This window comes from Pseudomonas sp. NFACC08-1, from assembly GCF_900106735.1.
In the GTDB taxonomy this organism is placed as follows: domain Bacteria; phylum Pseudomonadota; class Gammaproteobacteria; order Pseudomonadales; family Pseudomonadaceae; genus Aquipseudomonas; species Aquipseudomonas fluorescens_Q.
In genome coordinates this window covers 186,127-210,612 of record NZ_FNNL01000012.1, presented here as the reverse complement: position 1 = coordinate 210,612, position 24,486 = coordinate 186,127, and the positions used below count along the sequence as shown (strand labels likewise).

Genomic DNA, 24,486 nt, shown 5'->3' with positions numbered 1-24,486 from the left:
CTTCAGGCCGACCGTATCAGCCGGTTTTGCGACTGCTGCGCAGCCGAGCGGGAGCAAGCTCCCTCGCCACAGGGTAGTGTTTGGTCCGGGGATATGGTTAGTTGTCTGGCTTGATTGCGCTGTTGATCACTCCGCCAACAACACCGCCGCATCGAAGCCCACCCGCAAATTGCCCCAATGACGGCCGCCGAAGAAGAACGGTACGTCGATCTCGGTCATGATTTCCCCGGTATCGCGCAGGTAGGTCTGCAGCAGGAAACGCTGGACGTTGCCCGCCGCACGCAGGCCGATCGGGTCGTTGAATATTCGCTTGTTGCGGCACACCGGCAAATCCACCGCCCGGTCGCCGGTTGGCGGCTTGGAGACCCAGCTGTTATTCACCGGGCAGTAGCCCTTGCTGTCGACAATGAACGAAACCTTGCCACCCGGCGTGCTGCGGGTGAGTTTGTCGCATTCCTCCTGGCAGATCTGGGCAAAACGTTCGGTGTAGCTGGTCATGTACTGCTTGGGGTCGGTGCCGGGAATCGGTTGGTAATTCTGATCGAACAGGTTCAGGCCTTCACCTTGCAGCGCCTCCAGGCGAACCTGGAGCGTGTCGCGGCACTCGCTGGCGCGGGTGATGGCGGCGTCCAGCTTGCCGTGGCCGAGCACGAAGCGACCCAGCAGGGCCTGGACCTTTTCGGCCACGCCGGACAGGTCGCGGGTGGCCGTTGCCGAATGCTGCATGCGCTGGTCGATCAACTGGCTGTCGGCGTGGATCTGAGTGACTCGGTCGTTGATCCCCGTGTTGCTGTCGGCGAACTGCTGGATATGGGTCGCGATGTCCGCCAGCTTGCCGTTGGTGGATTCGAAATCGCCGATCATGCTCTCAAAATGGCCGGAGGCGCGCTCCACCACTTTCTGGGTTTCCCGGGCGCTATGGCTGATCTGGGTGGTCTGTTCGTGGGTGGAGCTGACTTCCTCGAGCATGGCGTCGATGTTGCGTGAGATGTCATCGGTGGCCCGGCTGACGTTTTGTGCCAGGGTCCGCACTTCATCGGCGACCACCGCGAAGCCCCGACCGCTTTCGCCGGCCCGGGCGGCTTCGATGGCGGCATTGAGGGCCAACAGGTTGGTCTGGGCAGAGATCTGCTGGATCAACCCGACAATCGACTTGATGCTTGAGGAACGCTGGTTCAAGGCGCTCACCAGCGTGGCAAATTCACCGAGGCTGCTGGAGATTTCGCTGATGTTGCCGGTCACTTCCAGCAGCTCGGCGTAGGAGTCGCGGGCCATGCTCAGGTTCTGGGCGGTGGTGCTGGAAATGCCCTGGGTTTGGCGCGAGACTTCTTCGATACGGCCCACGGCGGTGTTGCTCTGGTCCATGACTTCCTTGGCGAAGCGAGCCTGGTGGGTGGCACTGTCGCTGGAGTCGCTGATGTTCTTCAACGAGCGGGCCGATTCGACGGCGATGTGCACGGTCAGTGCCTGGACGTTGCTGATGATCTCCCGCTGCTTGGCCAGGAAACGGTTGCAAGTGCCGGCCAGCACGCGGATTTCGTCGTGAGTCACCAGCGGCAGGTCCTTGGACAGGTCACCTTCGCCGTTGGCGATCTCTTCCAGGGCCTTGGTCATGGCGGTGACGGGGCGCACGATGAGGTGACGGAAATACCAGACCATGAAGCTGATCATGCACAGCGTCAGGAACGCGCCGAAGAGCAGGGCATGGGTGAGGCTGTCAAGCCGACCTTCGATCTGCCCAAGCAAGGCGCCGTCCAACTGCGCATTGCGCAACTGCAGCACGATCTCGGCGCGGGCGCTGAGGGCCACCCAGTACAGCAAGCCACTGACCAGCACCAACAGGAAAAGGCTCGATAGTTTTTTGGTGAGGGTATCGAAAAACCGCATCTCGATAGACTCGTACAAGGCCTTTAACGTCTGCATGCCGCTGCTCCTGGGCAAAAAAATCTCTCAATGGAATACATTCGACCGCGAGCGCCAAAGCTTTAGGGGTGGATAGGGCTATTTGATATCACCCTGGAGACTCTACTGCTCTTCAGCCTGGCATGACGATAAGATAGAGATGTCAATACCTGTTGGAGCGAATTAGACGAAAGTCGTACTGCGCCTTGCCTGACGACTGCTACGGTTTGAAGTGCAAAACAATAAAAACAACACGGGAGGACACCTCCATGTCCACTGAAAAGCAACAGGCTGCGCGTGCCTACTGGACGGAAAACCTACGCTGGATGCTGGTCTTGCTGGCTATCTGGTTCCTGGTGTCGTTCGGCTTCGGCATTTTGCTGGTTGATGCACTCAACACCATCAGTTTCTTCGGTACACCCTTGGGGTTCTGGTTTGCCCAGCAGGGTTCCATCTACGTCTTTGTGCTCGAGATTTTCTTCTATGTCTGGAAGATGAATCAGCTCGATCGCAAATATGACGTCCACGAAGACTGAGGGCGGCGCACATGGACACAAAAACCCTGATTTATCTGGTCGTAGGCGCCTCCTTCGCGTTGTACATCGCGATTGCAATCTGGACGCGTGCCGGTTCCACCAGCGAGTACTACGTCGCCAGCAAGGGCGTGCATCCGGTACTCAACGGCATGGCCACCGGTGCTGACTGGATGTCGGCGGCTTCGTTCATCTCCATGGCCGGGATCATTGCCTTCGCCGGTTATGACGGTTCCGTCTACCTGATGGGCTGGACCGGGGGCTACGTGCTGTTGGCGATGTGCCTGGCGCCGTACCTGCGAAAATTTGGCAAGTTCACCGTACCCGAGTTCGTCGGGGCTCGTTATTACTCGCAGACGGCGCGGGTGGTGGCAGTGATCTGCGTGATCTTCATTTCCTTCACCTATGTGGCGGGACAGATGCGCGGTGTCGGGATCGTCTTTTCCCGTTACCTGGAAGTGGATATCAACGTCGGTGTCATGATCGGCATGGCCATCGTATTCTTTTATTCGGTGTTGGGCGGCATGAAGGGCATCACCTACACCCAGGTGGCGCAGTATTGCGTGATGATTTTCGCCTACATGGTGCCGGCGATTTTCATCTCGATAATGATCACCGGCAACCCAATACCGCAGTTGGGCTTTATCAGCGAAGTGGGCGGTTCGGGGCAGAGCGTGATCGAGCGGCTCAACGGTCTGGGTGCCGAGTTGGGTTTCAGCGCCTATACCGATGGCACCAAGTCGACCATGGACGTGTTCTTCATCACCATGGCGCTGATGGTCGGTACTGCGGGCCTGCCCCATGTGATCGTGCGTTTCTTTACCACGCCGACCGTACGTGATGCCCGCAAGTCAGCAGGCTACGCATTGCTGTTCATCGCCATTCTCTACACCACCGCGCCGGCCGTGGCGGCCTTCGCACGTACCAATCTGCTGACCTCCATTCCCAACGTCAGTTATGCCACCGCGCCAGCCTGGTTCAAAGCCTGGGAAAACTCCGGACTGATTGCGTGGGCGGACAAGAACAACGACGGCATCATCCAGTACAGCCCGGGTGCGGCCCTGGTCGGGGCGCCGAGTTTTACTGATGAGCGCGGGGCGCATGAGCAGCGATTGCTCAAGAACCAGCTCTCGCCAGTGGCCAACGAACTCTACGTCGATAACGACATCATGGTGTTGGCCAACCCCGAAATTGCCGGCCTGCCGGGCTGGGTGATCGCATTGATCGCTGCCGGTGGCCTGGCGGCGGCGCTTTCCACGGCTGCGGGGCTGTTGCTGGTGATCTCCACGTCTGTCTCACATGATTTGCTCAAGAGCAACATCATGCCCAGGATCAACGAGAAGCAGGAGTTGCTCGCGGCACGCATTGCCGCCGGTGTGGCGGTGCTGATTGCCGGATTGTTTGGCATCTATCCACCCGCGTTCGTCGCCCAGGTGGTTGCGTTCGCCTTCGGGTTGGCGGCGTCTTCCTTCTTTCCGGTCATTGTCATGGGGATCTTCTCCAAACGCATGAACCGCGAAGGCGCGATCGCCGGGATGATTGTCGGGCTGACCTTCACATTCACCTACATCGTCTACTTCAAGTTCATCAACCCGACGATGAACACGGCTGAACATTGGTGGCTGGGTGTTTCCCCGGAAGGCATCGGCACGTTGGGGATGGTCTTCAACTTCCTGGCCGCGGTGGTGGTGTCGCGCTTTACCGCGCCGCCACCGGAGCACATCCAGCACCTGGTCGAAGACATTCGCGTACCGAGAGGAGCCGGTGCTGCCATCGACCACTGACCACTGATCAGCCCAAGACTGGGAGAGGGAAACAAACGAGGGCGCCGGACTCATCATCCGGCGCCCTCGTTTGTGCGCAGAGTCAAGCGGGGAGATGTTAGAAAGATTTACTGGGAATCATTCTCAAAGTATATTCCCTCTCATTTCCAACCCTCTGTGAGTGCGCGTCTTGAATCGTTCCACCCCTCTCGCTAATCGCAACGTCTTCATCAAGTGTGTATTGCCGACATTGTCTTACTGCTTCATCGCAAGCCCGGTGTGGGCGCAGGCAGCTCTCGAACTGCCGGCCACGGACATCCAGGGCAGTCGCGTCACTCAGGACGAGGGCTATACGACGTCGCAAGCCAGCACGGCGAGCAAGAGCGATGTACCGATCAAGGAAGAGGCGCAATCGATCAACGTGGTGACCCAGCAGACCCTGGCCGACTATCAGGTGCGCTCGCTGGCCGATGCGATGAAGTTCGTCAGCGGCGTCAGCCAGGGCAATACCCTCGGCGGCTCGAGGGATTCGCTGGTCAAGCGCGGGTTCGGCACCAACGACGACGGCTCGATCCTGCGCGACGGCGTGCGTTCGAACCTGGGCCACAACTTCAGCGCCACCACCGACCGCGTCGAAGTGCTCAAGGGCCCGGCCTCGATGTTGTACGGCGCGCTGGAGCCCGGCGGCCTGGTCAACGTCATCAGCAAGAAACCGGAATACACGCAAAGCACCACGCTGAGTGGCTCGGCCTACAGCGAAGGCGGCGGCACCATGGCCTTGGACACCACCGGGCCATTGGGAGACACCGGCCTGGCCTATCGCTTGATTGCCGAGCGTGGTCATGAGGATTACTGGCGCAACTACGGGGTCAACGAGAGCACGCTGGTCGCGCCGTCCCTGGCTTGGACGGGGGAGCGGGCCTCGTTGAATCTCAGCTATGAGTACAACGAATATTCCAATCCCTTTGACCGGGGCACAGTGTTCCGCAATGGACATCCGGCGGACATCGATTATGACAAGCGCCTGGACGAGCCCTGGGCCAAAAGCGTGGGCATTCGCGAGACAGCGACGGCGCGTTTCGAGTACGAGCTGAGCGAGGCGTGGAAAACCCGCGTGACCTATGGCTGGAACAATGATCGGTACAGTCTTTCGATTGCGCAGCCGAGTCTGTCGAAAACCGGTGTTTTTCAGCGAGCCGCCAATGGTGCTCATTACGACGACGAAACTCGTTATGCCAGTTGGGACTTCCTGGGCAAGCAGGAATTTTTCGGGCAGCGTCATGACTTGCTGGTCGGCGTCGACAACCAAGTGTCAGATCAATTTCGCGGCAAGACCTACCGTGGCCCCGCAAGGCCGGGGTTCGACATCAACGCACCGGTTTATGGCGGTCTAAGCGAGCCCAGTGTTGTCAATGCTCCCCAAAGCGACCTGCGCAACCAGTTGACCTCCAGTTCCATTTATCTCAAGGACAATTGGCATCTCGATGATCGCTGGATCCTTGTGTTCGGCGGTCGCTATCAACATTACGACCAGTACAGCGACCAGGGTTTGGGTAGCGCTTACAAGCTCAACCGGGATGATAACGGCGATGCCTTCGTGCCGTTCCTCGGTCTGGTCTATAAAGCCACGGAGGAGCTGTCGCTGTACGGTAACTACAGTCGCTCGTTCAAGCCGAACGACACGGTGGACGATAACGGCAGTACCTTCGACCCAGAGGAAGGGCGCAGCTACGAGATCGGGGCCAAATATGATCCGTTGCCAGGATTGAACATCAATCTTGCGTTGTTCGACATCGAAAAAACGAACGTCGTGACCAATAGATTGGTCGGCGAAAAAAACATCGCAGAAGCCGCCGGAAAAGTCGGCTCCCAAGGCCTGGAACTCGACATCACCGGGCGCCTTTCCGAGCGCTGGGACCTGATCGGCACCTACGCCTACACCCACACGGAGATCCTCGACGATCCGAAAAACGAAGGCCATCGTCTCGCCGACGCGCCTAAACACACCGCCAGCCTGTACCTGACCCATCACCTCAACGTTCCCGCCGAGTTCGGTGCCTGGCACGCCGGGGGCGGAGCGCGGTACGTTGGCGAACGGGCCGCCAACAACGACAACAGTTTCTGGCTCAGCAGCTACACGGTGGCTGACGCCTTCCTGCGCTGGGAGTCGCCGGTCTTGGGCCACAAGACCTCGCTGCAGTTGAATGTGGATAACCTGTTCGACAAGCAATACTATCCGTCCTCCACCGGCAGCGAGTTGCAGGTCGCGGTAGGGGAGCCGCGTACCGCACGGCTGAGTGCCAGCGTGACGTTCTGATCGCGCTCAATAAAAAATGCCCGGACCTTGGATCCGGGCATTTTTTTTCCGTCGATTCAGGCCTTGAGCCTGGGAGACTCCAAGACGGCAGATCAGGTTTGACGCCCGGAATCACCCAGGCGCCCGCGCAATGTCAGCGACGCTTGCCGAATACCGTCTTGGGCGATTTGCCGAAGAACCGGGTAAATGCCGCACTGAAATTATTCGGAAACTTGTAGCCGACCTGATAGGCCGCCTGCGCAACCTGGCATCCGCTTTCCAGCAGGGTATAGGCCTTGCGCATGCGCATCTCATGCAGCATGCGATGGGGCGTGGAATTGAAGCGGTGATGCAGGCCTTCCTTGAGCTTGAATTCATTGAGCCCGACGGCTGCACACAGGTAGGGAATGGTCAACGGCTGGTCCATTTGTTCGATCATGATGTCCCGTGCCCGGTCGAGTTTTTCGATGTCGCTGGCGCTGAATTGCGGATTCTGGATGCAGGGGGTGGACGGGCTTATCAGTTTCAGTTGTTCGGACAGCAGACTGAGGGTGTGGATGTGCATGTCCAGCGCGCCGGTCGCGCCCTGGTTGAGATAGCGCGCCAGGGCGGTGGCGTGGCTGGCGCTGGTGGCCGAAGTCTTTTGGAAGGCCAATTGGCGCACATTGCCGTTGCCCAGTAACTGGCGGGTGCGCTGCTCGCCGATGTATCGGTTGAGCATGCTTTCACCGATCAGCAGCCGGAGCTGGGACACCGTCGTCCCGGCCTCGTAGCAACGTTCGCCCAGGCTCAATTGAAACGAGGTGATGGTGGTATAGCCGGCACGGAATGATACCGCCGAACCGTCGGCGCCCTTGTAGCCGGAGTCGCCTTGCATGCCAAATGTGATGACCAGCATGTGGCGATTGTGAGGGCTGACGGTTTCCTCGATCAAATGACGCGTGGGGCGATAGCGCGAACGAACCACCATCAGGTCATTGTCGACCAAATAGCGCTCTGAGTAGCACTCGCCCAGTTCCCCCGGCAGTTGCTGGCGTGTCCAGCCACAGGCATCACTGCTGATCAGCCGCGAATGTGTTGGCGCTACTCGATAGGACTGGGAAATCTTCTGTAGGGCCGCCACTTTATAGGGTCCTCCTGGTTGACTCTGGCTTGCATATGGATTGATCCAGATTCCATATGAACTACATGATAACTATTCGCATTAATCAATACCATGTTTGTATCTCAACTGCTATCGCCAGAACGAGGCAGTCGCTGATTCATTGATGGGGGAGTGCGATGGTCAAGCCTGTATTGAAAGCTCGTGGTTGCGTTTGGTGCGTCGGTTGTTGCTTGGGTGTGGCCGTGAATGTGGCGGCCCAGACTGAATTGGCGCCGATCACGGTGACGGCGAACAAGATCGAACAGCCGCAAGAAGCGGTTCCCGCCAGTCTGTCGGTGTTGACGGGTGAGGACCTGCGCAATGGCGCTATCCATGACCTGCAAGACCTGGCGCGAGCCACACCCGGCTTTACCTTCCAGCCATTTGGCCAGTCGGGCACCAACCTGCCGGTGGTGCGCGGCCTGACCGCCAGCCCGACGGCGTTTTCCTCCTCGATGCTGATGCTGGTCGATGGCGTGCCGACCTTGATGGGGCAGGGCTTCGATCATGATTTGCTGGGCGTGGAACGTATCGAGATTCTGCGTGGGCCGCAGTCGACCCTGTATGGCCGCAACGCTGAAGCCGGCGTGCTGAGCATCCACACTCGCCAGCCCGATGCCCAGCCATACGCCCGGGTCGAAGCCGGTGGCGGCAGTCGCGATAGCCGGACCCTGGGCGTTGATGCCAGTACCGCGCTGGTCCCGCAGACGCTGTTCGCCGGGGTTTCCGGGCAGTGGCGGGAGCAGGACGGTTACATTGACAACGATTGGCGCGGCGGGCAGGCCGATGATCGTGAACGTCACAGTGCTCGCATGGTATTGCGCTGGACGCCCACGCTGGCCACTGACGTCAACCTGCGCTACAGCCGCCAGGATTATCGCGACGGTGGGTCCCAGTGGGGGGCGGCCGACTCATCCCCGCGCCAGGTGCGCTCCGGCACCTCGAGTTGGAACCATTCCAGCGGTCGCAGCCTGTCCGTGGACGTGCTGCATGAGTTCGACTCCGGTTTGAAGCTGCGTTCGATCACAGCCCGCAATGACTTCTATGACCGGGTGCGCCAAGACACCGATTTCCAGCCTGCCGACCTGTTTCATGTCGGTCGCGATTACCACTTCAACACCATGTCCCAGGAATTTCGCCTGGAAGGCCAATGGCGCCAGAGCCAGTGGCTGCTCGGCGTCTATGCCGATCGCGACGACCATGACCTTTCCTACGAACAGAAACTGCCCGTCGGCCTGTCCCGCACGGATGTGCAATTGGGGGGTAATACCACGGCCCTGTTCGGTCAATGGCTGATGCCCCTGGCCGAACGCTGGACCCTGACCCTCGGCGCCCGTACCGAACAGGACAAGGTGCACATCGATCCCCAAGGCGGCAGTCGTCAGAGCCAGCAGTGGCAACGCTTTACCCCGAAGGTGTCGTTGCAGTACGAGTGGCAACCGGATGCCTACCTGTACGCCAGCTATGCCGAAGGTTTCCGCGCCGGAGGTTTCAACGCCTTCGCCAGTGCCGCCGATTACCCGGGCTATGACCCGGAAAAGGCCAAGACGTATGAAGTCGGCGCCAAAGGCTGGCTGGACGACCAGCGCCTGCGTTATTCGGCCGCCCTGTATTGGATGGACGTGCGTGACATGCAGGTGCAGCAGTTGATCCAGCCGGGCCTGGTGTATATCACCAACGCGGCGTCGGCCCGCTCCACGGGGCTGGAGCTGGAAGCCGAATACCTGCTGGCCGACCACTGGACGCTGGTCGGTTCCGTGGGCCTGAACCGGACCCGTTTCGAGCGCTTCAGTGAAGGCAACAGCGATTACCAGGGCAATCGCAATCCCTATGCCCCCGACTTCACCGGCCATTTGAGCCTGCGCTACGACGCCTCCGCCGGTTGGTGGGCCCAGGCCGGCCTGGATGGGGTCGGCAAGACCTACCTGGACTCAGCGAACCGGTACAGCCGTGGAGGCTACGGACTGATCAACCTCACTGCCGGTTATGACGTTGGCCGCTACGGAATCAGTGCCTATCTGAAGAACGCCGCTGACAAGCGTTACGACGCTGTCGGCTACCTGAGCGGCACCGCCCGAGTCTACAGCCCGCCGAGAGAAATCGGCCTGCGTGTGAGTTATGAACTGTGAGCTGCGAATGATGAACGGAATCGACCTGGCAACACCCCACCCCCTGCAACCTTACTGGGACCTGACCTTGGCCGGCGTGCGTGCCGATGTCCTGCGCATTGCCCTGGAATGGAAGTTGTTCAACCTGCTGCAAGTACCCGTCACGGCGCAGGCCATTGCCCGACAGCTGCAACTTGACCCCGTGAACACCGGTTACTGGTTGGACGCGTTGTGGAATATGGAGTTGCTGGTGCGTGACCAACAACAACCGCCGCGCTACCACAACGCCGCGGTGGCCCATGACTATTTGCGCGCCGAGGCGCCGGACTATTGCGGCGATGCGTGGACGTTCCGCCTGCGCGGGCTTCGCCATTTTGGTGGACAGTTGGGCGATCAAGTACGGGCGGGCCAGCCCAGTGGGCAGGCACCGAACGTGGCGACCACCATCGAGAACTGGACGGCCGCGGCACGTCTGCAACTGGCCCAGGAGCAACGGGCCGTCACGGTGGAGGTGGCGTTGCGCTTGATGGCAGGAATCCCCGAGTTCGCCCATGCCCGCCGATTCCTGGACCTGGGGGGCGGGCCAGGATTGGTGGCAATTGCCCTGGCCCGGGAGAACCCGCTGCTGAGCGGCGAGGTCTTCGACTTCCCCCAGACTGTCAGCGTGGCGGCGGAAAATATCAGCAAGGCTGGCCTCCAACAGCGTCTGGCAGTACGTGGTGGGGATCTGGCGAGCGATTGTATTGGTGAAGGGTATGACCTGATCTGGTGTTCCTCGGTGTTGCACTTTGTCCCTGACCTGGCGGCGAGCCTGGAGAAAATCCATGCCGCGTTGCGTCCCGGCGGCGTGCTGGTCAGCGCTCATGCCGAGGTCCCGCCCGACCCCGATCTGGCTCGGCGGGTCATGCCTTATTACCTGTCGATGCAGATGCTCGGTCGTCAGATCACCCATTCTGGCGGCCTGTCCGAGGCATTGACCCGCGCCGGGTTCGTCAATATTGACCATTACCCCGAGGTGGCCTTTGCGGTCGCGCCGGTAGCAGTACAAGTGGCGCGTCGGAGCGGTTCATGAACGGCGCAAACAACGCCCGTATGTGGCGACTCCAATGGCTGTTCGGCTGGCTCCACTTCGTCCTCGCGGTTCCCGGCATCTACCTGCTGCTGGGGCTTCCGCTGGTCATGCGCGAGCACGGCTGGTCGGGTACCGACATCGGGTTGTTCCAGCTGACGGGGCTGCCAGCGGTGTTCAAGTTCCTGTTGGCATTGCCCGTACAGCGTTATCGGTCAGTCCAAGGACACTATCGACTTTGGGCATTGGTGCTGTGCCTGTTGTTGGCGCTGCTGCTGGTGCTGGTTAGCCAGCAGGCGATTACCGCCAATCGCCTGTTTCTCTTCGGCCTGGCTTTCGTCGCCGGTGTGCTGGCGACCTGGGCCGATATCCCGGTCAATGCCCTGGCCATCAAGTTATTGCCGCAGACGCAACGATCGCGCGCCGGGGGGATCCGTTCGGCCGCGCTGTTTCTCGCCGCCATCGTGGGCGCCGGCGTCATGTTGCTGGTGCAGGCGCGCTGGGGCTGGCAGGCGCCGTTTCTGTTGATGGCCGCCGGGCTGTTGGTGGCGCTGGTCTTCCTCGGGTTATTGCATGAGGGAGAGGTCAAGGACGATGGTCTTCAAGCACCCCGGCGGTCGTCGGTCGATTGGTCGGGTTTTTTCCGGCAGCCCGGCGCACATCTCTGGATCGGGTTGTTGCTCAGCGGTTTTCCGTTCCTGGGCGCCGCGTGGCTTTATCTCAAGCCGCTGTTGCTGGACCAGGGAATGCCCGTGCAAGAGGTGGCCTGGATCGCCGGGGTCGGCGGTGGAGTGGTCGGTGTCCTGGCGAGCGTACTGGGTGCAAGGGTGGTGCAACACCTGGGTCCGGCAAGGGCGACGCCGTGGTTCATGATCGGTGCCTTGTCAGCACTGCTGGCATTGACGAGCGCTGTCTGGCTCCAGGTCTCGACCCCATGGCTGGTGGCGGCGGCCTATCTATTGGCCACGGCCATGGGGGCGGTGTCGAGCCTGATGTTCGGCCTGATGATGTTTTTCTCCCGACGCCTCCAGCAGGCCCACGACTACGGTCTCCAGGCCAGCCTGTTTGTACTTACCCGTCTCCTCGTGCCGATTGGCGCCGGAGCGGTGCTCGACCGCAGTGGCCCGGCGGCAATGCTTGCCGGACTGTGCCTGGCGATGCTTGGCGTGTGTGTCCTGGCGATGGCTGCGCGAAGCTCGATTGCCCAGGCCACGACACACGCCGGTGGCCCTGTTGGCCAGACTGCCCGAGCCAGCGACAAATGCTCCCCTCACATAAGTTCGACCCAATAGGAATGGAGTCCATGAAGGCAACCTTAGGTATCTGTTTGATTACCCAGACGCAGCCTCTGATCGAGGATGTGGCATTTGTCGTCGAGTATCTGCAGGCCTGCTTGCAGCCCCCGGCCAATAATCCCGACTGGTCGCCTCGGCGGCTGGACTGTTGTCGGTGGGTTTTTTGGGCGGGTTCGCCGTGGGACCGCCGTTGTTCGGTCTGTTCCAGAGCGGGCCTTGAGTGCCACGCACCATCGCAGTCTGATCTTTCATTACGGCGCAGGGCTGGGCCGTTGCTTGCTGGATGACGTCTTGGCCGATGAGTTGGCGGAACAGGCCGTGCAGCAGTCAGGCTCGCCATGAAAACGGAAGTTGGCGTGCCGACGATAGGCCGGGCGACTGGTCCCGGGGCCAGGCCGGGGCGATGCTTGGCCTGAGTGTCGGTGCCAGGTTGTACGGTGTGCCTTACAGCCAGGACGCCATGCTAGCGTGTCAGTACTGGCAACGCAGTACGCCGGTGCACAACTGGCGGCAATTTATTCGCAGTGACGATTTTCGAGACGGCTGTTTCCTCGGTCACTGCTACCGGACCTCGTCCGCTGGGGAGCAGAAAGTGGAGACAGCCTGCGGCAGTTTTTTCTTGTTGACAGCTTTGCTGGCCTGGACCGGTGAGCTCGATCCAAGCGTTGTCTAGGAGGTTGCTTTGCGCGGCCCCCCGCTCAGGCATCGAGCAGTGAGTATAAATTTCCCCTTTTCAGGGCATTGAATCCCTGACACCTAGCTTTTTGCACCTATTCGACCCGTTCCAGGGTTCGCTGGAGAAGGCTGAAATAAACGTTTCAGCCTTCCTGGGGCGTTTTGTCGTATAAATGAAAACAAATTTCGCTTTCAAACAACTTCGTAACGGTTTTTCCAGCGCAGTCTTGATGCATCGCGCTTAGGCACAGCCTTTGCTAGACCTCAACAGCGAAACCCACCGAACCGTTGGATTCAGTACAGGAGTGACCACGCAGATTTAATCAGGGGGCGCACGTCATCCAGACGCAAAGGCCAGATCAGAGACCACTGCTATCGAGGTATCACGGAGAAACAGGGTTCATTAAAACAAAGCAAGGCCAGACCATTGGAATGACGAAGTGATAAGAAATGCCGTGTAGAACGCGGCTGGGAGTTGGCTATGCCCCACGCTTTTTTTAATGAAATGTACGACGCAAAGGGTGACTGCCGCCCGCATTACCAAGCCTTCTCGCGCTGGCTGGCGGACACCCCGCTTGAACTGCTTGAACAACGCCGCCGCGAAGCCGACCTGCTGTTCCATCGAGCCGGTATCACCTTCACCCTCTATGGGGACGAGCAGGGCACCGAGCGCCTGATCCCCTTCGATATCATTCCCCGCAGCATCAAGGCCAGCGAATGGCAGATGGTCGAGCGTGGCTGCATTCAGCGGGTCCAGGCCCTGAACATGTTCCTGGCCGACATCTACCATGGGCAGCACATCCTCAAGGAAGGCATCATCCCGCCCGAGCAGGTGCTCGCCAACGAGGGCTACCAGATCGCGATGCAGGGCCTGAACCTGCACCGGGGCATCTACGCCCATATCGCCGGTGTCGACCTGGTTCGCGATGGTGACGGCAGCTATTACGTGCTGGAAGACAACCTGCGCACGCCCAGCGGTGTGAGCTACATGCTCGAAGACCGCAAGATGATGATGCGCCTGTTCCCCGAGCTCTTCGCCGCCCAGCGCGTGGCCCCCATCGATCATTACCCGAACCTGCTGCTCGACACCCTCAAGAGCTCAAGCCCCCTCGAGAACCCCACCGCCGTGGTGCTGACCCCGGGGCGCTTCAACAGTGCCTATTTCGAGCACGCGTTCCTGGCCCGTGAAATGGGCGTGGAACTGGTGGAGGGCGCAGACCTGTTCGTGCGTGACGACCATGTGTACATGCGCACCACCGCCGGCCCACGACAGGTGGACGTGATTTATCGTCGCCTTGACGATGCCTACCTCGACCCGCTGTCGTTCAACCCCGATTCGATGTTGGGCGTGCCCGGGCTGATCGCCGTGTACCGCGCGGGCAATGTGGTGCTGGCGAACGCGGTCGGCACCGGCGTGGCCGACGACAAGTCGATCTACCCCTACGTCGACGAAATGATCCGCTTCTACCTCACTGAAGAACCGATCCTGAAGAATGTGCCCACCTGGCAGTGTCGCAAGCCCCAGGACCTGTCCCATGTGCTGGCCAACCTGCCGGATCTGGTAGTCAAGGAAACCCAGGGCTCCGGCGGCTACGGCATGCTGGTCGGGCCGGCCGCCAGCGCGGCGGAGATCGAAGATTTCCGCGCGCGCCTCAAGGCTCGGCCTGAAGCCTACATCGCCCAGCCCACCTTGAGTCTGTCCACCTGTCCAACCTTCGTCGAGAGCGGCATCGCACCGCGCCACATCGACCTGCGTCCGTTCGTGCTGTCGGGCAAGGAAACGCGCCTGGTGCCTGGCGGGCTGACCCGCGTGGCGCTGCGCGAAGGCTCGCTGGTGGTGAACTCGTCCCAGGGCGGCGGCACCAAAGACACTTGGGTAGTGGAGGACTAAGACATGCTTTCAAGAACTGCTTCGGACCTCTATTGGATGTCCCGCTACCTGGAGCGCGCCGAGAACCTGGCGCGCATGCTCGAAGTCAGCTATTCGCTGTCGCTGATGCCCCAGGCCGGGCGCAGCGATGGCCATGCGGAACTGGCGATGTCGCTGCTGGCGGCCGGTACGCTGGACGACTACAACGCCCGTTATGACGCGCTCAACACCGAGCGCATGCTGCATTTCTTCGCCTTGGACGAAACCAACCCCGGCAGTATCTACAGCTGCCTGCGAGCTGCGCGGACCAATGCCCATGCCGTGCGCGGGCGCATCACCGCCGACATGTGGGAGAACATCAACGCCACCTGGCTGGAAATGCGCAACATCGCCAGCAACGGCCTGGGGCGCTACGGCATCAGCCATTTCTGCGAGTGGGTCAAGGAGCGTTCGCACCTGTTTCGTGGCGCGACGTCGGGCACCATCATGCGCAACGATGCCTACTGCTTCATTCGCCTGGGGACCTTTATCGAACGGGCCGACAACACGCTGCGGTTGCTGGACGCCCGCTATGAGATGTTCGGCGAGGAATCGGAGGAGGTCAGCGACAACTCGGCCCGTGGTTACTACCAGTGGAGTGCCTTGTTGCGCGCGTTGTCTTCGTTCGAGGCGTTCAACGAGATCTACCGCAATGCGCCCAATGCCGAGCAGGTTTCCGAGATGTTGCTGCTGCGCGCTGACGTCCCGCGCTCGCTGCATGCCTGCATCGAGGAACTGGACCACATTCTCGCCAGCCTGCCGGGCAACAACGGCCGGCCAGCGCAACGCCTGGCCGCCGAACTGAATGCACGCCTGCGTTATTCGGGGATCGATGAGATCCTGGCGTCGGGCCTGCATCAATGGCTGACCGACTTGATCGGGCAGATCCGCCACTTGGGCCAGACCGTCCATGAGTCTTACCTGGAGGTCGTATGAAACTGTCCATACGCCACGACACGACCTACAGCTACGCCGATGAAGTCTGCACCAGCATCCAGTTCCTGCGCCTGACGCCCCGGGACACTCAGCGCCAGCGTATCCTGCAATGGCACCTGGAACTGCCGCGACTGGTCCGCAGCCAGCTTGATCCCTATGGCAACATCCTGCATGTGATGACCATGGACGAGCCCCACGGTGCCTTGATCCTGACAGCTTATGGCGAGGTGGAAATCCATCAGTCCATCGCGATGGAACCGGATAACCAGTCGCCGCTACCTTTCCTGCGCACCAGTCGCCTGACCCAGGCGGATGAGACCCTCAGCGCCTTCGCCGTCGAGCAATGCGCCGGCCGGCGTGATCGTACGGCCTTGACCGATCTGATGAACGGTTTGGCGGCGCGGATGCCCTACAGCCCTGGCACGACCGCGGTCAACAGCACAGCCGCCGAGGCGTTTGCCGGTGGGACGGGGGTTTGCCAGGACCATACCCACGCGTTCCTGGCCTGCGCTCGCAGCCTGGGCATTCCTGCGCGCTATGTTTCCGGCTATTTGTGCACCGAGGATGAAAGCCACCTGGCGAGCCACGCCTGGGCGGAGGCCTGGCTGGATGATGGTTGGTACAGCTTCGACGTGACCAACCGCCTGACCCTTCCAGACCGCCATCTGAAACTGGCAGTCGGCCTGGACTACCTCGACGCCTGCCCGGTACGCGGCATGCGCCGGGGGGGCGGGGCGGAACAGATGCAGGCGCGGGTGCAGGTGAGTTCGATGGTGCAGGTGCAGCACCAATAGCCCGCGGAGCCTGGCGGCCTCATCGCCTCATCGCGAACAGGCTCGCTCTCACAGGAGGTTGACGGTGGACGTCATTGTCGTGAACACCCGAGAACCTGTTGTGGGAGCGACCTGGTCGCGATAGGGCCGGTACTCATTGCCCCGTGGCGAGGGAGCTTGCTCCCGCTGGGCTGCGCAGCGGCCCCCAAGGTATTTTCCTGACACACCGAGTCGGCAGGTCCGGGGCCGCTTCGCGCCCCACGGGAGCAAGCTCCCTCACCACAGGGTTCGGTGTCGCCCATCACTTGGTTGAACACTCCCACAAGATCCCACCCCCTGCTTGCCCTCCAAAATGAAGCTTTCATGACAAAAGTTCGGTAGCACATCGCCATTCCCGTCATGCCTGTGTGACGTGTTCAAGGGGACCTTTCAGGTCGTTTTGGAGCCGGGGCGCGAAGCCGGGAGTGAGGCGATGGGGACTATGGAACGTTATTCGAAAGTGGGCATGCAGGAGCTTGACCAGCGGCTGTCGAAGATCGTCGAGGCGGCGCGCAAGCAGCCGGTCTCGGTGTATCGCTACGGCGCGCCGTGGGTCTGGATTGTTTCCCAGGATGACTGGCAGGGCGCGCTCAAGGAAGTGTCCAGCTACATTCCGCAGGGCCATTCACTGGTTTTGCTACGCCCGCAGATCGACGACCTGCTGGATGACCATCGCGATGTGTTGCAGGGGCTGAATGCCAGCGCCCAGATGCTGATCGCACCGCAAACCGCCATGCATATCCTCCTGCTACAACTGCTCTATTCGGTGCCCAGCGAGCAGCAACTCTACGAGCAACTCAACTACAACCTGCTGTTTCGCTGGTTCGTCGGCCTGGACCTGAACCAGAAGGTCTGGAGCTTCAACGTCCTGAGCAAAGACCTCGCCACACTGCTGGGCGACGCGCGGGCAGTGCGGCTCATCCAGAAAATCATCGGTGAAGTGTTCTGTGGCGCCTTGCTGCAAATGCCGGAGTTCTCCTTGAATTTCGCGCTTTTGCACACCTGGCTGGCCCGGCACGCCACGACATCGACCGCAAGCAATTGAGCCGTACTTTGAATTCAGGGGGTGGTGTGGAGCATTTCTTCAAATCGCGGCCGGCGCTGTGGGGCTGGTTGCTGCTGGCGGTCGGGGGGCCGTCGGCAATCGCTGCAGAAGGAGGGCAGGAGGCCGAAGCGGCACCGACGCGCCTGGTGGACGTGAACGAGTATTTCGTCCGGGGCAACACCGTGCTCGATGCCCGGGCCATCGAGGACGCGGTGTACCCGTTCCTCGGTCCGCAAAAGGCCTTGAGCGACATCGAAGGTGCCCGGGAGGCCTTGCAGAAGGCTTATCAGGCCCGGGGTTATCAATCGGTGTTCGTCGAACTGCCAGAGCAGAAAGTCGAAGACGGCATCGTCTACCTGCAAGTCAGCGAGACCAAGATTGGCCGGGTGCGGGTGGTGGGGGCCAAGCATTATTCCCCCGTCGAAATTCGTGATGACGTGCCAGCGCTCAAGGAAGGCGAGGTGCCCGATTTCGCCCAGGTCCAGGCAGAACTGGCGCTGCTTAACAAAACCCCGGGGCGCCAGGTCATGCCGCTGGTGCGCGAAGGCCAGCGCCCCGGCACCATGGACGTGGATTTGCAAGTCGAAGACCAGGACCCCTGGCAGGCCAGCCTGGGGTTGAACAACGACTACAGCGCCGACACCGAGAAGCTGCGCACCGTCGCCAGCCTGGGCTACAACAACCTCTGGCAACTGGGCCACAGCGTTTCGCTGACCTTCTTCACCGCGCCCCAGGACACCGAGAATGCCAAGGTCTGGTCGGGCTCCTACACCGCGCCGTTGAGCGAACGCTGGAGCGTGCAGTTCTCGGGTTACCAATCCGACAGCAACGTGGCGACCGTCGGCGGTAGCAACGTATTGGGCAAAGGCCATTCCTATGGGGTGTCGGCGATCTACAGCCTGCCGTCCACGGGGGCATGGGCCAACAGCTTTTCGGTCGGGGTCGATTTCAAGGACTTCGAGGAAGAGCTGAACCTGGGCGGCGCCAGCGACAAGGCACCGCTCAAGTACGCGCCATTCACCTTCGCCTACAACGGCTTTCGCTACACCGAAACCAGCCAGTTGGGCCTCGGCCTGAGCCTGGTGGCGGGTACCCGCAGTCTGCTGGGCTACGGCAGCTCCGACGAAGAATTCGACTACAAGCGCTATCGCGCCAGCCCCAGCTTCGCCGTGCTCAAGGGCGACGGCAATTACACCTTCACCTTCGCCAATGATTGGCAGACTGCCTCCAAGGCCGCCTTCCAACTCGCCTCCGGGCCGCTGGTTTCCAACGAACAATTCTCGGCCGGTGGCGCCACCTCGGTGCGTGGCTACCTGGCCGCCGAGCGCACCGGGGACGACGGTTACCTGCTGTCCCAGGAGCTGCGCACCCCGTCCCTGGCCAAGTTTCTCGGCAGTTATGTCCAGGAGTGGCGCTTCTATGCCTTCGCCGAAGGCGCGCAGTTGTACCTGCGCGACGAACTGCCCGATCAGGAAGCCGACTACAGCCTCGCCAGCGTCGGCCTCGGCACCCGCGCGAGCCTGAGCAAATGGCTGTCCGGCAGCCTCGATTGGGGCTATCCGCTGCTCGAAGGGCCGAACACCTCGAAACAGGAATCGCGCCTGCACTTCAACCTGCAAGCGACGTTTTGAACCCAGGAGTCATGTCCATGCAACGCTTACTGTTATCCCTGTTTATCTGCCTGGGGCTGGTGCTTCCGGCGACCGCCAATGCCTGGTGGCAGGACGATTGGCACTATCGCAAACAGATTTCGGTGGACACCACCCCCCAGGGCGCCGCCATCGCCCAGGCTTTGGGACGCACGGCGTTGCTGGTGCGCCTGCACACCGGCAACTTCACCTTCGACGGGGTCAAGGAAGACGGCTCGGACCTGCGCTTCGTCAGTGCCGACGACAAGACCGTGCTCAATCACCAGATCGAAAGCTTCGACCCGCTGATGGGCATGGCGCTGATCTGGGTCGATGTGCCCAATGTGGAGGGCGGTCAGCGTCAGGACATGTGGATGTATTACGGCAACCAGAAGGCGCCAGCCACAGGCAGCGGCCAGTTGACCTTCGACCCGGACTACACCGCGTTGTATCACTTTGAAGGCGCCACCGGTGTACCGCCCCGGGATACCACGGCCTACGGCAACAATGCCCAGGGCGCAGCCGGTGTCAGCATCGACGGCGTGATCGGGCATGCCTTGCAGTTCAACGGCCAGCCGCTACTGTTGCCCGCCAGCCCTTCGTTGCAACACAGTGCCGGTGCGGCGTTCACCTTCAGTACCTGGCTGCGTCAGGACCAGGCCAGTGGCGAACAGATCATCCTGGCCCGTCGCGAAGCCACCAGCCTGTTGATCGGCGTGAACCAGGGTGTGCCGTTCGTTGCGATCAATGACCAGCGTGCGGTCTCGACTCAGCCGCTGAATCCTGGCCAGTGGCAGCACCTGGCGTTGACCGCCTCGGGCGACCGGGTCGTGCTCTACGTCAATGGGCGTGAAACCGCGAGCCTGGCGGTGGCGATGCCCGCGTTCAACTCGCCGATGGCCTTGGGCGCAGACGTGTCCGCCGGTGCCTTCGCGCCATTTGGTGGGGCCATGGACGAAGCGCGCCTGTCCAAGGTCGCCCGCCCGGCGCCACTGTTGTTGGCTGACGCCAATGCCCAGGGCGCCGAATCGAAACTGGTGGCCTACGGCGTCGATGAAGAGCAGTCCGGCTTCGGTTTCGGCAGCCTGGGTTTCCTGCTCAACGCCGTGCCGATGGACGCCTGGGTGATCATCGGGGTGCTGGTGCTGATGATGTTCCAGTCGTGGATCATCATGATCCGCAAGAACCGCATGGTCAGCCGTCTCAGCGCGGCCAACGAAGCCTTCCGTGAACAATTCGCCAGGATCGGCACGCGCCTGGAAATGTTCGCCGACGACCAGGACCTCGCCCAGCGCCTGCAACATTCGTCGCTGTGGCGCCTGTACCTGGTGGCCGTCAAGGAAATCCGCACCCGTCGCGAGCAAGGCGCCGACACTTCGTCGGTGTCGGCGGCCACCATCGAAGCGATCCGCTGTTCCATGGATGGCGTGCGTACCCGGGAAAACCAGCAGCTCAGCTCGAAGCTCTCGACCCTGTCCAACGCCATCGCCGGCGGCCCGTACATCGGCCTGCTTGGCACCGTGCTGGGGATCATGGTGGTGTTCCTCGGCACGGCCATGGCCGGTGACGTGAACATCAACGCCATTGCCCCGGGCATGGCCGCGGCATTGCTCGCCACAGCAATGGGGCTGTTCGTCGCGATACCTGCACTGTTTGGCTACAACCGCCTGATCACCCGCAACAAGGAAGTCAGCGCCGACATGCGCGTGTTCGTCGACGAGTTCATCACGCGCCTGGCGGAGATGCACGGCGAAGGCCAGTCCGGTGAAGCGGCGCATCGGCGCAATCATCACGCCCCATCGTCCGTACCGGCCTGAGGAAATCGCCATGGCTAGCGTAAACGCTTCACACGATGACGACGATGACGCGGCGGTCGACAGCATCAACATCACGCCGCTGGTGGACGTGCTCATGGTGGTGCTGGTGATGTTCATCCTCACCGCCACGGCCCAGGTGTCGGGTATCCAGATCAACCTGCCCAAGGCCAGTGCCTCGGTGTCGTTGTCCGAGGCCAAGACCAAGGCGATTTCGGTGAACGACGGCGGGCAGGTGTTCCTCGATGCCTACCCGGTGACCCTGGCCGAGCTGGAAGAGCGCCTGCGCATCGAGAAGGCCCAGAGCCCGGACTTCCCGATCATCGTGCGCGGCGACGCCACGGTGCAGTACCAGAAAGTCATCGAAGTGCTGGATCTGTTGCGGCGTCTGGAACTGTCCCAGGTCGGTCTGGTGACCGGCAAACCGAGCCAGGGCTGACCATGACCGCCAGACTTCCCATCGATCCGCCCCCGGTGAAGACTTCGCCGCTGCGCCTGCTCAAGTGGGCCGCCGGCCTGCTGCTGGGCGCCGTCGCGGCCTGGCTGCTGTGGCAGTGGGCCAACGACATGAGTGGCGTGCGCCGTGAAGCACCGAAGGTGCCGACCATCATCCCGTTGCCGCCTCCGCCCCCACCACCGCCGGAGAAACCCAAGGAGCCGGAGCCTCAGGTCGAGGAGAAGGTGGTCGAGCCAGAGCCGACTCCGGAGCCCGAAGAGGTCAAGCCCGAGGAAGAGGCGCCGCCGTCGCCAGTCGATGACCTGGCGAATCCGATGCAGATGGACGGCGATGCCCAGTCCGGCAATGACGCCTTCAACATCGGTGCCGGCAAGGGCGGTGGCATGGCCGGGGCAGGCGGTGGCGGTGGGCTGGGGAACGCCACTTACGGCCAGATGATGGCTGTTTCCTTTCAGCGTCTGCTGCGCGATGACCCCGAGCTTCGCAGGCTGGAGTTCACGTTGCAGGCCGATGTCTGGATCAGTGCCTCGGGGGAAGTCACCCGTGTGGAACTGGCGAAGTCCAGCGGCAACCCGCAGACCGACGAGAAAGTCATCGCTTCGCTGCGCGCTTCGCGGCATTTAAATGAACGGCCACCGGCCTCCCTGAAGATACCTGTACGCATGACATTTAAAGGAAAGCGTCCGGGCTAGTCGAAGTTCTAGAAAGTTTGCCAACAGGAGTTGTGTGCAGATGATTTCCAATGTGAATCGATTGTCGTGGGCAGTCGGCCTGATCGTTCTGGGCCTGTCCGGGCACTCGTTGGCCGCCCCGGCGCCTTCGGAAAACGCCACGATCAATCTGATCCGCCTGCTGGTGCAGCAGGGCGTGTTGAAACAGGATCAGGCCGATGGCTTGATCGCCCAGGCTGAACGGGAAGCCGTGCAGGCCCGCCAGGCGACCACGGCGGTTGCCGCAGCGCCGGCCGGTGCGCCGGGGGACGTGCGGGTGCAATACGTGCCGAACATCGTGCGTGAGCAGATCCGCGACCAGGTCAAGGCTGAAGTCATGGCCACCGCCAAGCAGGAAAACTGGGCCCAACCCAATACTTTCCCGGACTGGGTTTCGCGCATCAGTTTTGACGGCGACATTCGCCTGCGGGATGAGTCGCGCTATTACTCGGGCACCAACAGCAACGAAATCGTCGACTTCGCCCGGCTCAATGACAAGGGGCCCTACGACGTCAACCCCAACAGCAGCTCCAGCCTGCCGCCGTTGCTCAATACCCGTGAAGACCGCGAGAACCTGTTCCGCCTGCGCGCACGCCTGGGCATGAAGGCCGTGATTGCCCCGCAATGGACGGCGGGTATCCGCATCGGCACCGGCTCGGACAACAATCCGGTGTCCACCACTCAGACCCTCGGTGGTGGCTTTGGCAAGAAAGACATCTGGCTCGACCAAGGCTACCTGACCTGGAAGCCTTCGGACGAATTGACCCTCACCGGCGGGCGTTTCGCCAACCCGTTCTTCTCCACCGACCTGTTGTATTCCGGTGACCTGAACTTCGACGGTGTGGCGGCGAACTTCAACCACAAGCTCAATCAGGACTGGGGCGTGTTCGGTACCGTTGGCGCGTTCCCGGTGGAGTACACCAACGACACCAGCACCAGCAATGGCAGCGACAAGGAAGAGAGCGACAACAAGTGGCTGTACGGTGCGCAACTGGGGGCCAACTGGGCCATCAACGACAGCAACCGGATCAAGGGCGCGTTGGCCTATTACCGCTTCGACGACATCGAAGGCCAGCGTTCTTCGCCGTGCCAGCCCTGGGCCGGTGATCCAGGCTGCGACAGCGACGGTTCACGCGTTGCGTTCATGCAAAAGGGCAACACCGTGTTCCTGTTGCGTGACATCACGCCCAATCCCCTCAACCCGTCCACCACGCCACAGCCGCAATACGTCGGCCTGGCCTCGGAATTCAACCTGCTGGACCTGAATCTGGCCTTGGACACCGATCTTCCCGAAGACCTGAAACTGCGCAGCCAGGCCCACTACGTCCACAACTTGGGCTACGACGAAGGCGAGATGCGCAAGCGCTCCGAGGGGCAGTTCGCCAACAACCTGGACAGCAATGGCGAGGTGGAAAGCGGCGCCAACGCCTGGATGCTCCAGTTCACCCTTGGCAACTCGCTGGAGCTCAAGCGCGAGGGCGACTGGAACCTGTTCGCCGGCTACAAGTACATCCAGCCCGATGCCTTGCCGGACGGCTTCAACGATTCGTCATTCCATCTGGGTGGCACCAACGCCAAGGGTTATTTCCTGGGTGGCAACTATGGCCTGGCGAGCAACGTCTTCGCCACCGGTCGCTGGTTGAGTTCCGAAGCGGTGTACGGCGCGCCGTACGACATCGATGTCTTGCAGCTTGAAATCAACACGCGCTTCTAAGCGCAGGGAGGCCTCATGAAAAGGCGAGCCAAATACCCATGCCCGGCCGCGTTATTGGTGCTGGGCCTGCTGCTCAGTGGCGTGGCTCATGGCGAAGGCCTGGAAGAGCGGCTGCGGGCACAACTGCGCAGCACCACCGCCCAGTTGCAGGCCCTGCAAAGCGAGCAGGCCCAGGCCAGCGCCGCTCGCCAGGCTGCCGAGAGCCAGGCCAGAGAAGCCCAGGCGCAGATCAAGCAATTGACCGCACAACTGACCAAGGCCCAGGGCCTGAATGAGCAACTGGCTGGGCATCAGCAAAACCTGCAAAGCCAGGCCCAGGCCCAGGTGGCGGCCAGCAACGAGCAAATTGGCAAGTTCAAGAAAGCCTACGACGAGCTGCTGGTCCTGGCTCGCGGCAAAGAGGCCGAGCGCGCTCGCCTGGAGGCGCAATTGACCGAGCGTGACACACAAGTGCAGCAATGTTCGGTCAAGAATCAGCAAATGTACGAAGTCGCCAAGGCGCTGCTGCATGCCTACGAAACCATTGATGTGACCGACATCGTGAAGATCCGCCAGCCGTTCGCGGCCAAGGCCCGGGTACGTTTCGAAGAGCTGGCCCAGGGGTTTGGCGATGATCTCTACAAGAACCGTTTCGATGCCCCCCAGGCCTCGATCACTCACTGAACAGAACAAGGAA

The 24,486-nt window shown here is 61.3% G+C and carries 19 protein-coding genes; 17 read left to right on the top strand and 2 right to left on the bottom strand.

The genetic code is table 11. The annotated features are described in order from the left end of the window. Positions 1–126: 126 nt before the first annotated feature. Positions 127–1,923, bottom strand: a complete 1,797-nt coding sequence (locus BLU76_RS23065) for a methyl-accepting chemotaxis protein (RefSeq protein ID WP_092224625.1) — start codon at positions 1,921–1,923, stop codon at positions 127–129. A gap of 248 nt (positions 1,924–2,171) precedes the next feature. Between BLU76_RS23065 and BLU76_RS23060 the strand changes: the two genes are divergently transcribed. From BLU76_RS23060 to BLU76_RS23050, 3 genes are all read left to right on the top strand, one after another. Further along, the gene (locus BLU76_RS23060) at positions 2,172–2,438 is read left to right on the top strand and encodes a DUF4212 domain-containing protein (RefSeq protein WP_014338067.1); all 267 of its coding nucleotides are present in this window, start codon (positions 2,172–2,174) and stop codon (positions 2,436–2,438) included. Positions 2,439–2,449: 11 nt separating this feature from the next. Further along, positions 2,450–4,219, top strand: coding sequence for a sodium:solute symporter family protein (locus tag BLU76_RS23055; protein ID WP_092224623.1), 1,770 nt, complete (start codon positions 2,450–2,452; stop codon positions 4,217–4,219). Between the two features lie 169 nt (positions 4,220–4,388). Then, a complete protein-coding gene (locus tag BLU76_RS23050; RefSeq protein ID WP_092224621.1) occupies positions 4,389–6,515 on the top strand; it encodes a TonB-dependent siderophore receptor in 2,127 nt (708 codons plus the stop codon). 133 nt (positions 6,516–6,648) lie between these two features. Here BLU76_RS23050 and BLU76_RS23045 read toward each other — a convergent pair whose 3' ends face one another. Next, a complete protein-coding gene (locus BLU76_RS23045) occupies positions 6,649–7,617 on the bottom strand; it encodes a helix-turn-helix domain-containing protein (protein WP_092224619.1) in 969 nt (322 codons plus the stop codon). Between the two features lie 158 nt (positions 7,618–7,775). Here BLU76_RS23045 and BLU76_RS23040 point away from each other — a divergent pair, with 158 nt between their 5' ends. The 14 genes from BLU76_RS23040 (at position 7,776) to BLU76_RS22970 (ending at position 24,473) form a co-directional block, all read left to right on the top strand. Then, a complete protein-coding gene (locus BLU76_RS23040; protein ID WP_092224617.1) occupies positions 7,776–9,767 on the top strand; it encodes a TonB-dependent receptor in 1,992 nt (663 codons plus the stop codon). 10 nt (positions 9,768–9,777) lie between these two features. Beyond that, positions 9,778–10,818 (top strand): methyltransferase, encoded by a 1,041-nt coding sequence (locus BLU76_RS23035; RefSeq protein WP_092224633.1) that lies wholly within the window; start codon positions 9,778–9,780, stop codon positions 10,816–10,818. Then, on the top strand, positions 10,815–12,107 hold the full coding sequence (locus tag BLU76_RS23030; RefSeq protein ID WP_092224615.1) for an MFS transporter: 1,293 nt from the start codon (positions 10,815–10,817) through the stop codon (positions 12,105–12,107). Before BLU76_RS23035 ends, BLU76_RS23030 begins: the two co-directional genes overlap by 4 nt. Positions 12,108–12,326: 219 nt before the next feature. After that, positions 12,327–12,452 carry a hypothetical protein gene (locus BLU76_RS31985; RefSeq protein WP_256572213.1) on the top strand — a complete coding sequence of 42 codons (126 nt, stop codon included), beginning with the start codon at positions 12,327–12,329 and terminating at the stop codon, positions 12,450–12,452. Positions 12,453–13,266: 814 nt separating this feature from the next. After that, on the top strand, positions 13,267–14,676 hold the full coding sequence (locus BLU76_RS23015) for a circularly permuted type 2 ATP-grasp protein (protein WP_003201697.1): 1,410 nt from the start codon (positions 13,267–13,269) through the stop codon (positions 14,674–14,676). A gap of 3 nt (positions 14,677–14,679) precedes the next feature. Next, positions 14,680–15,630, top strand: a complete 951-nt coding sequence (locus BLU76_RS23010) for an alpha-E domain-containing protein (RefSeq protein WP_003201699.1) — start codon at positions 14,680–14,682, stop codon at positions 15,628–15,630. Beyond that, positions 15,627–16,424 (top strand): transglutaminase family protein, encoded by a 798-nt coding sequence (locus tag BLU76_RS23005; RefSeq protein ID WP_092143684.1) that lies wholly within the window; start codon positions 15,627–15,629, stop codon positions 16,422–16,424. Before BLU76_RS23010 ends, BLU76_RS23005 begins: the two co-directional genes overlap by 4 nt. A 460-nt stretch (positions 16,425–16,884) precedes the next feature. Continuing rightward, positions 16,885–17,487, top strand: coding sequence for a transposase (locus tag BLU76_RS32400; protein ID WP_072347174.1), 603 nt, complete (start codon positions 16,885–16,887; stop codon positions 17,485–17,487). Between the two features lie 68 nt (positions 17,488–17,555). After that, positions 17,556–19,118, top strand: coding sequence for a ShlB/FhaC/HecB family hemolysin secretion/activation protein (locus BLU76_RS22995; protein WP_371915046.1), 1,563 nt, complete (start codon positions 17,556–17,558; stop codon positions 19,116–19,118). Positions 19,119–19,135: 17 nt separating this feature from the next. Beyond that, positions 19,136–20,932, top strand: coding sequence for a DUF2341 domain-containing protein (locus tag BLU76_RS22990; RefSeq protein ID WP_092143681.1), 1,797 nt, complete (start codon positions 19,136–19,138; stop codon positions 20,930–20,932). Between the two features lie 10 nt (positions 20,933–20,942). After that, entirely contained in the window at positions 20,943–21,368 is a 426-nt protein-coding gene (locus BLU76_RS22985) for an ExbD/TolR family protein (protein WP_072398773.1), read from the top strand. A 2-nt stretch (positions 21,369–21,370) separates the two neighbouring features. Then, the gene (locus BLU76_RS22980) at positions 21,371–22,078 is read left to right on the top strand and encodes an energy transducer TonB (protein ID WP_092143678.1); all 708 of its coding nucleotides are present in this window, start codon (positions 21,371–21,373) and stop codon (positions 22,076–22,078) included. 40 nt (positions 22,079–22,118) lie between these two features. After that, positions 22,119–23,810 carry a putative porin gene (locus tag BLU76_RS22975; RefSeq protein ID WP_092143675.1) on the top strand — a complete coding sequence of 564 codons (1,692 nt, stop codon included), beginning with the start codon at positions 22,119–22,121 and terminating at the stop codon, positions 23,808–23,810. A gap of 15 nt (positions 23,811–23,825) precedes the next feature. Continuing rightward, on the top strand, positions 23,826–24,473 hold the full coding sequence (locus BLU76_RS22970) for a DNA repair protein (protein ID WP_092143672.1): 648 nt from the start codon (positions 23,826–23,828) through the stop codon (positions 24,471–24,473). The last annotated feature ends 13 nt before the right edge of the window (positions 24,474–24,486 follow it).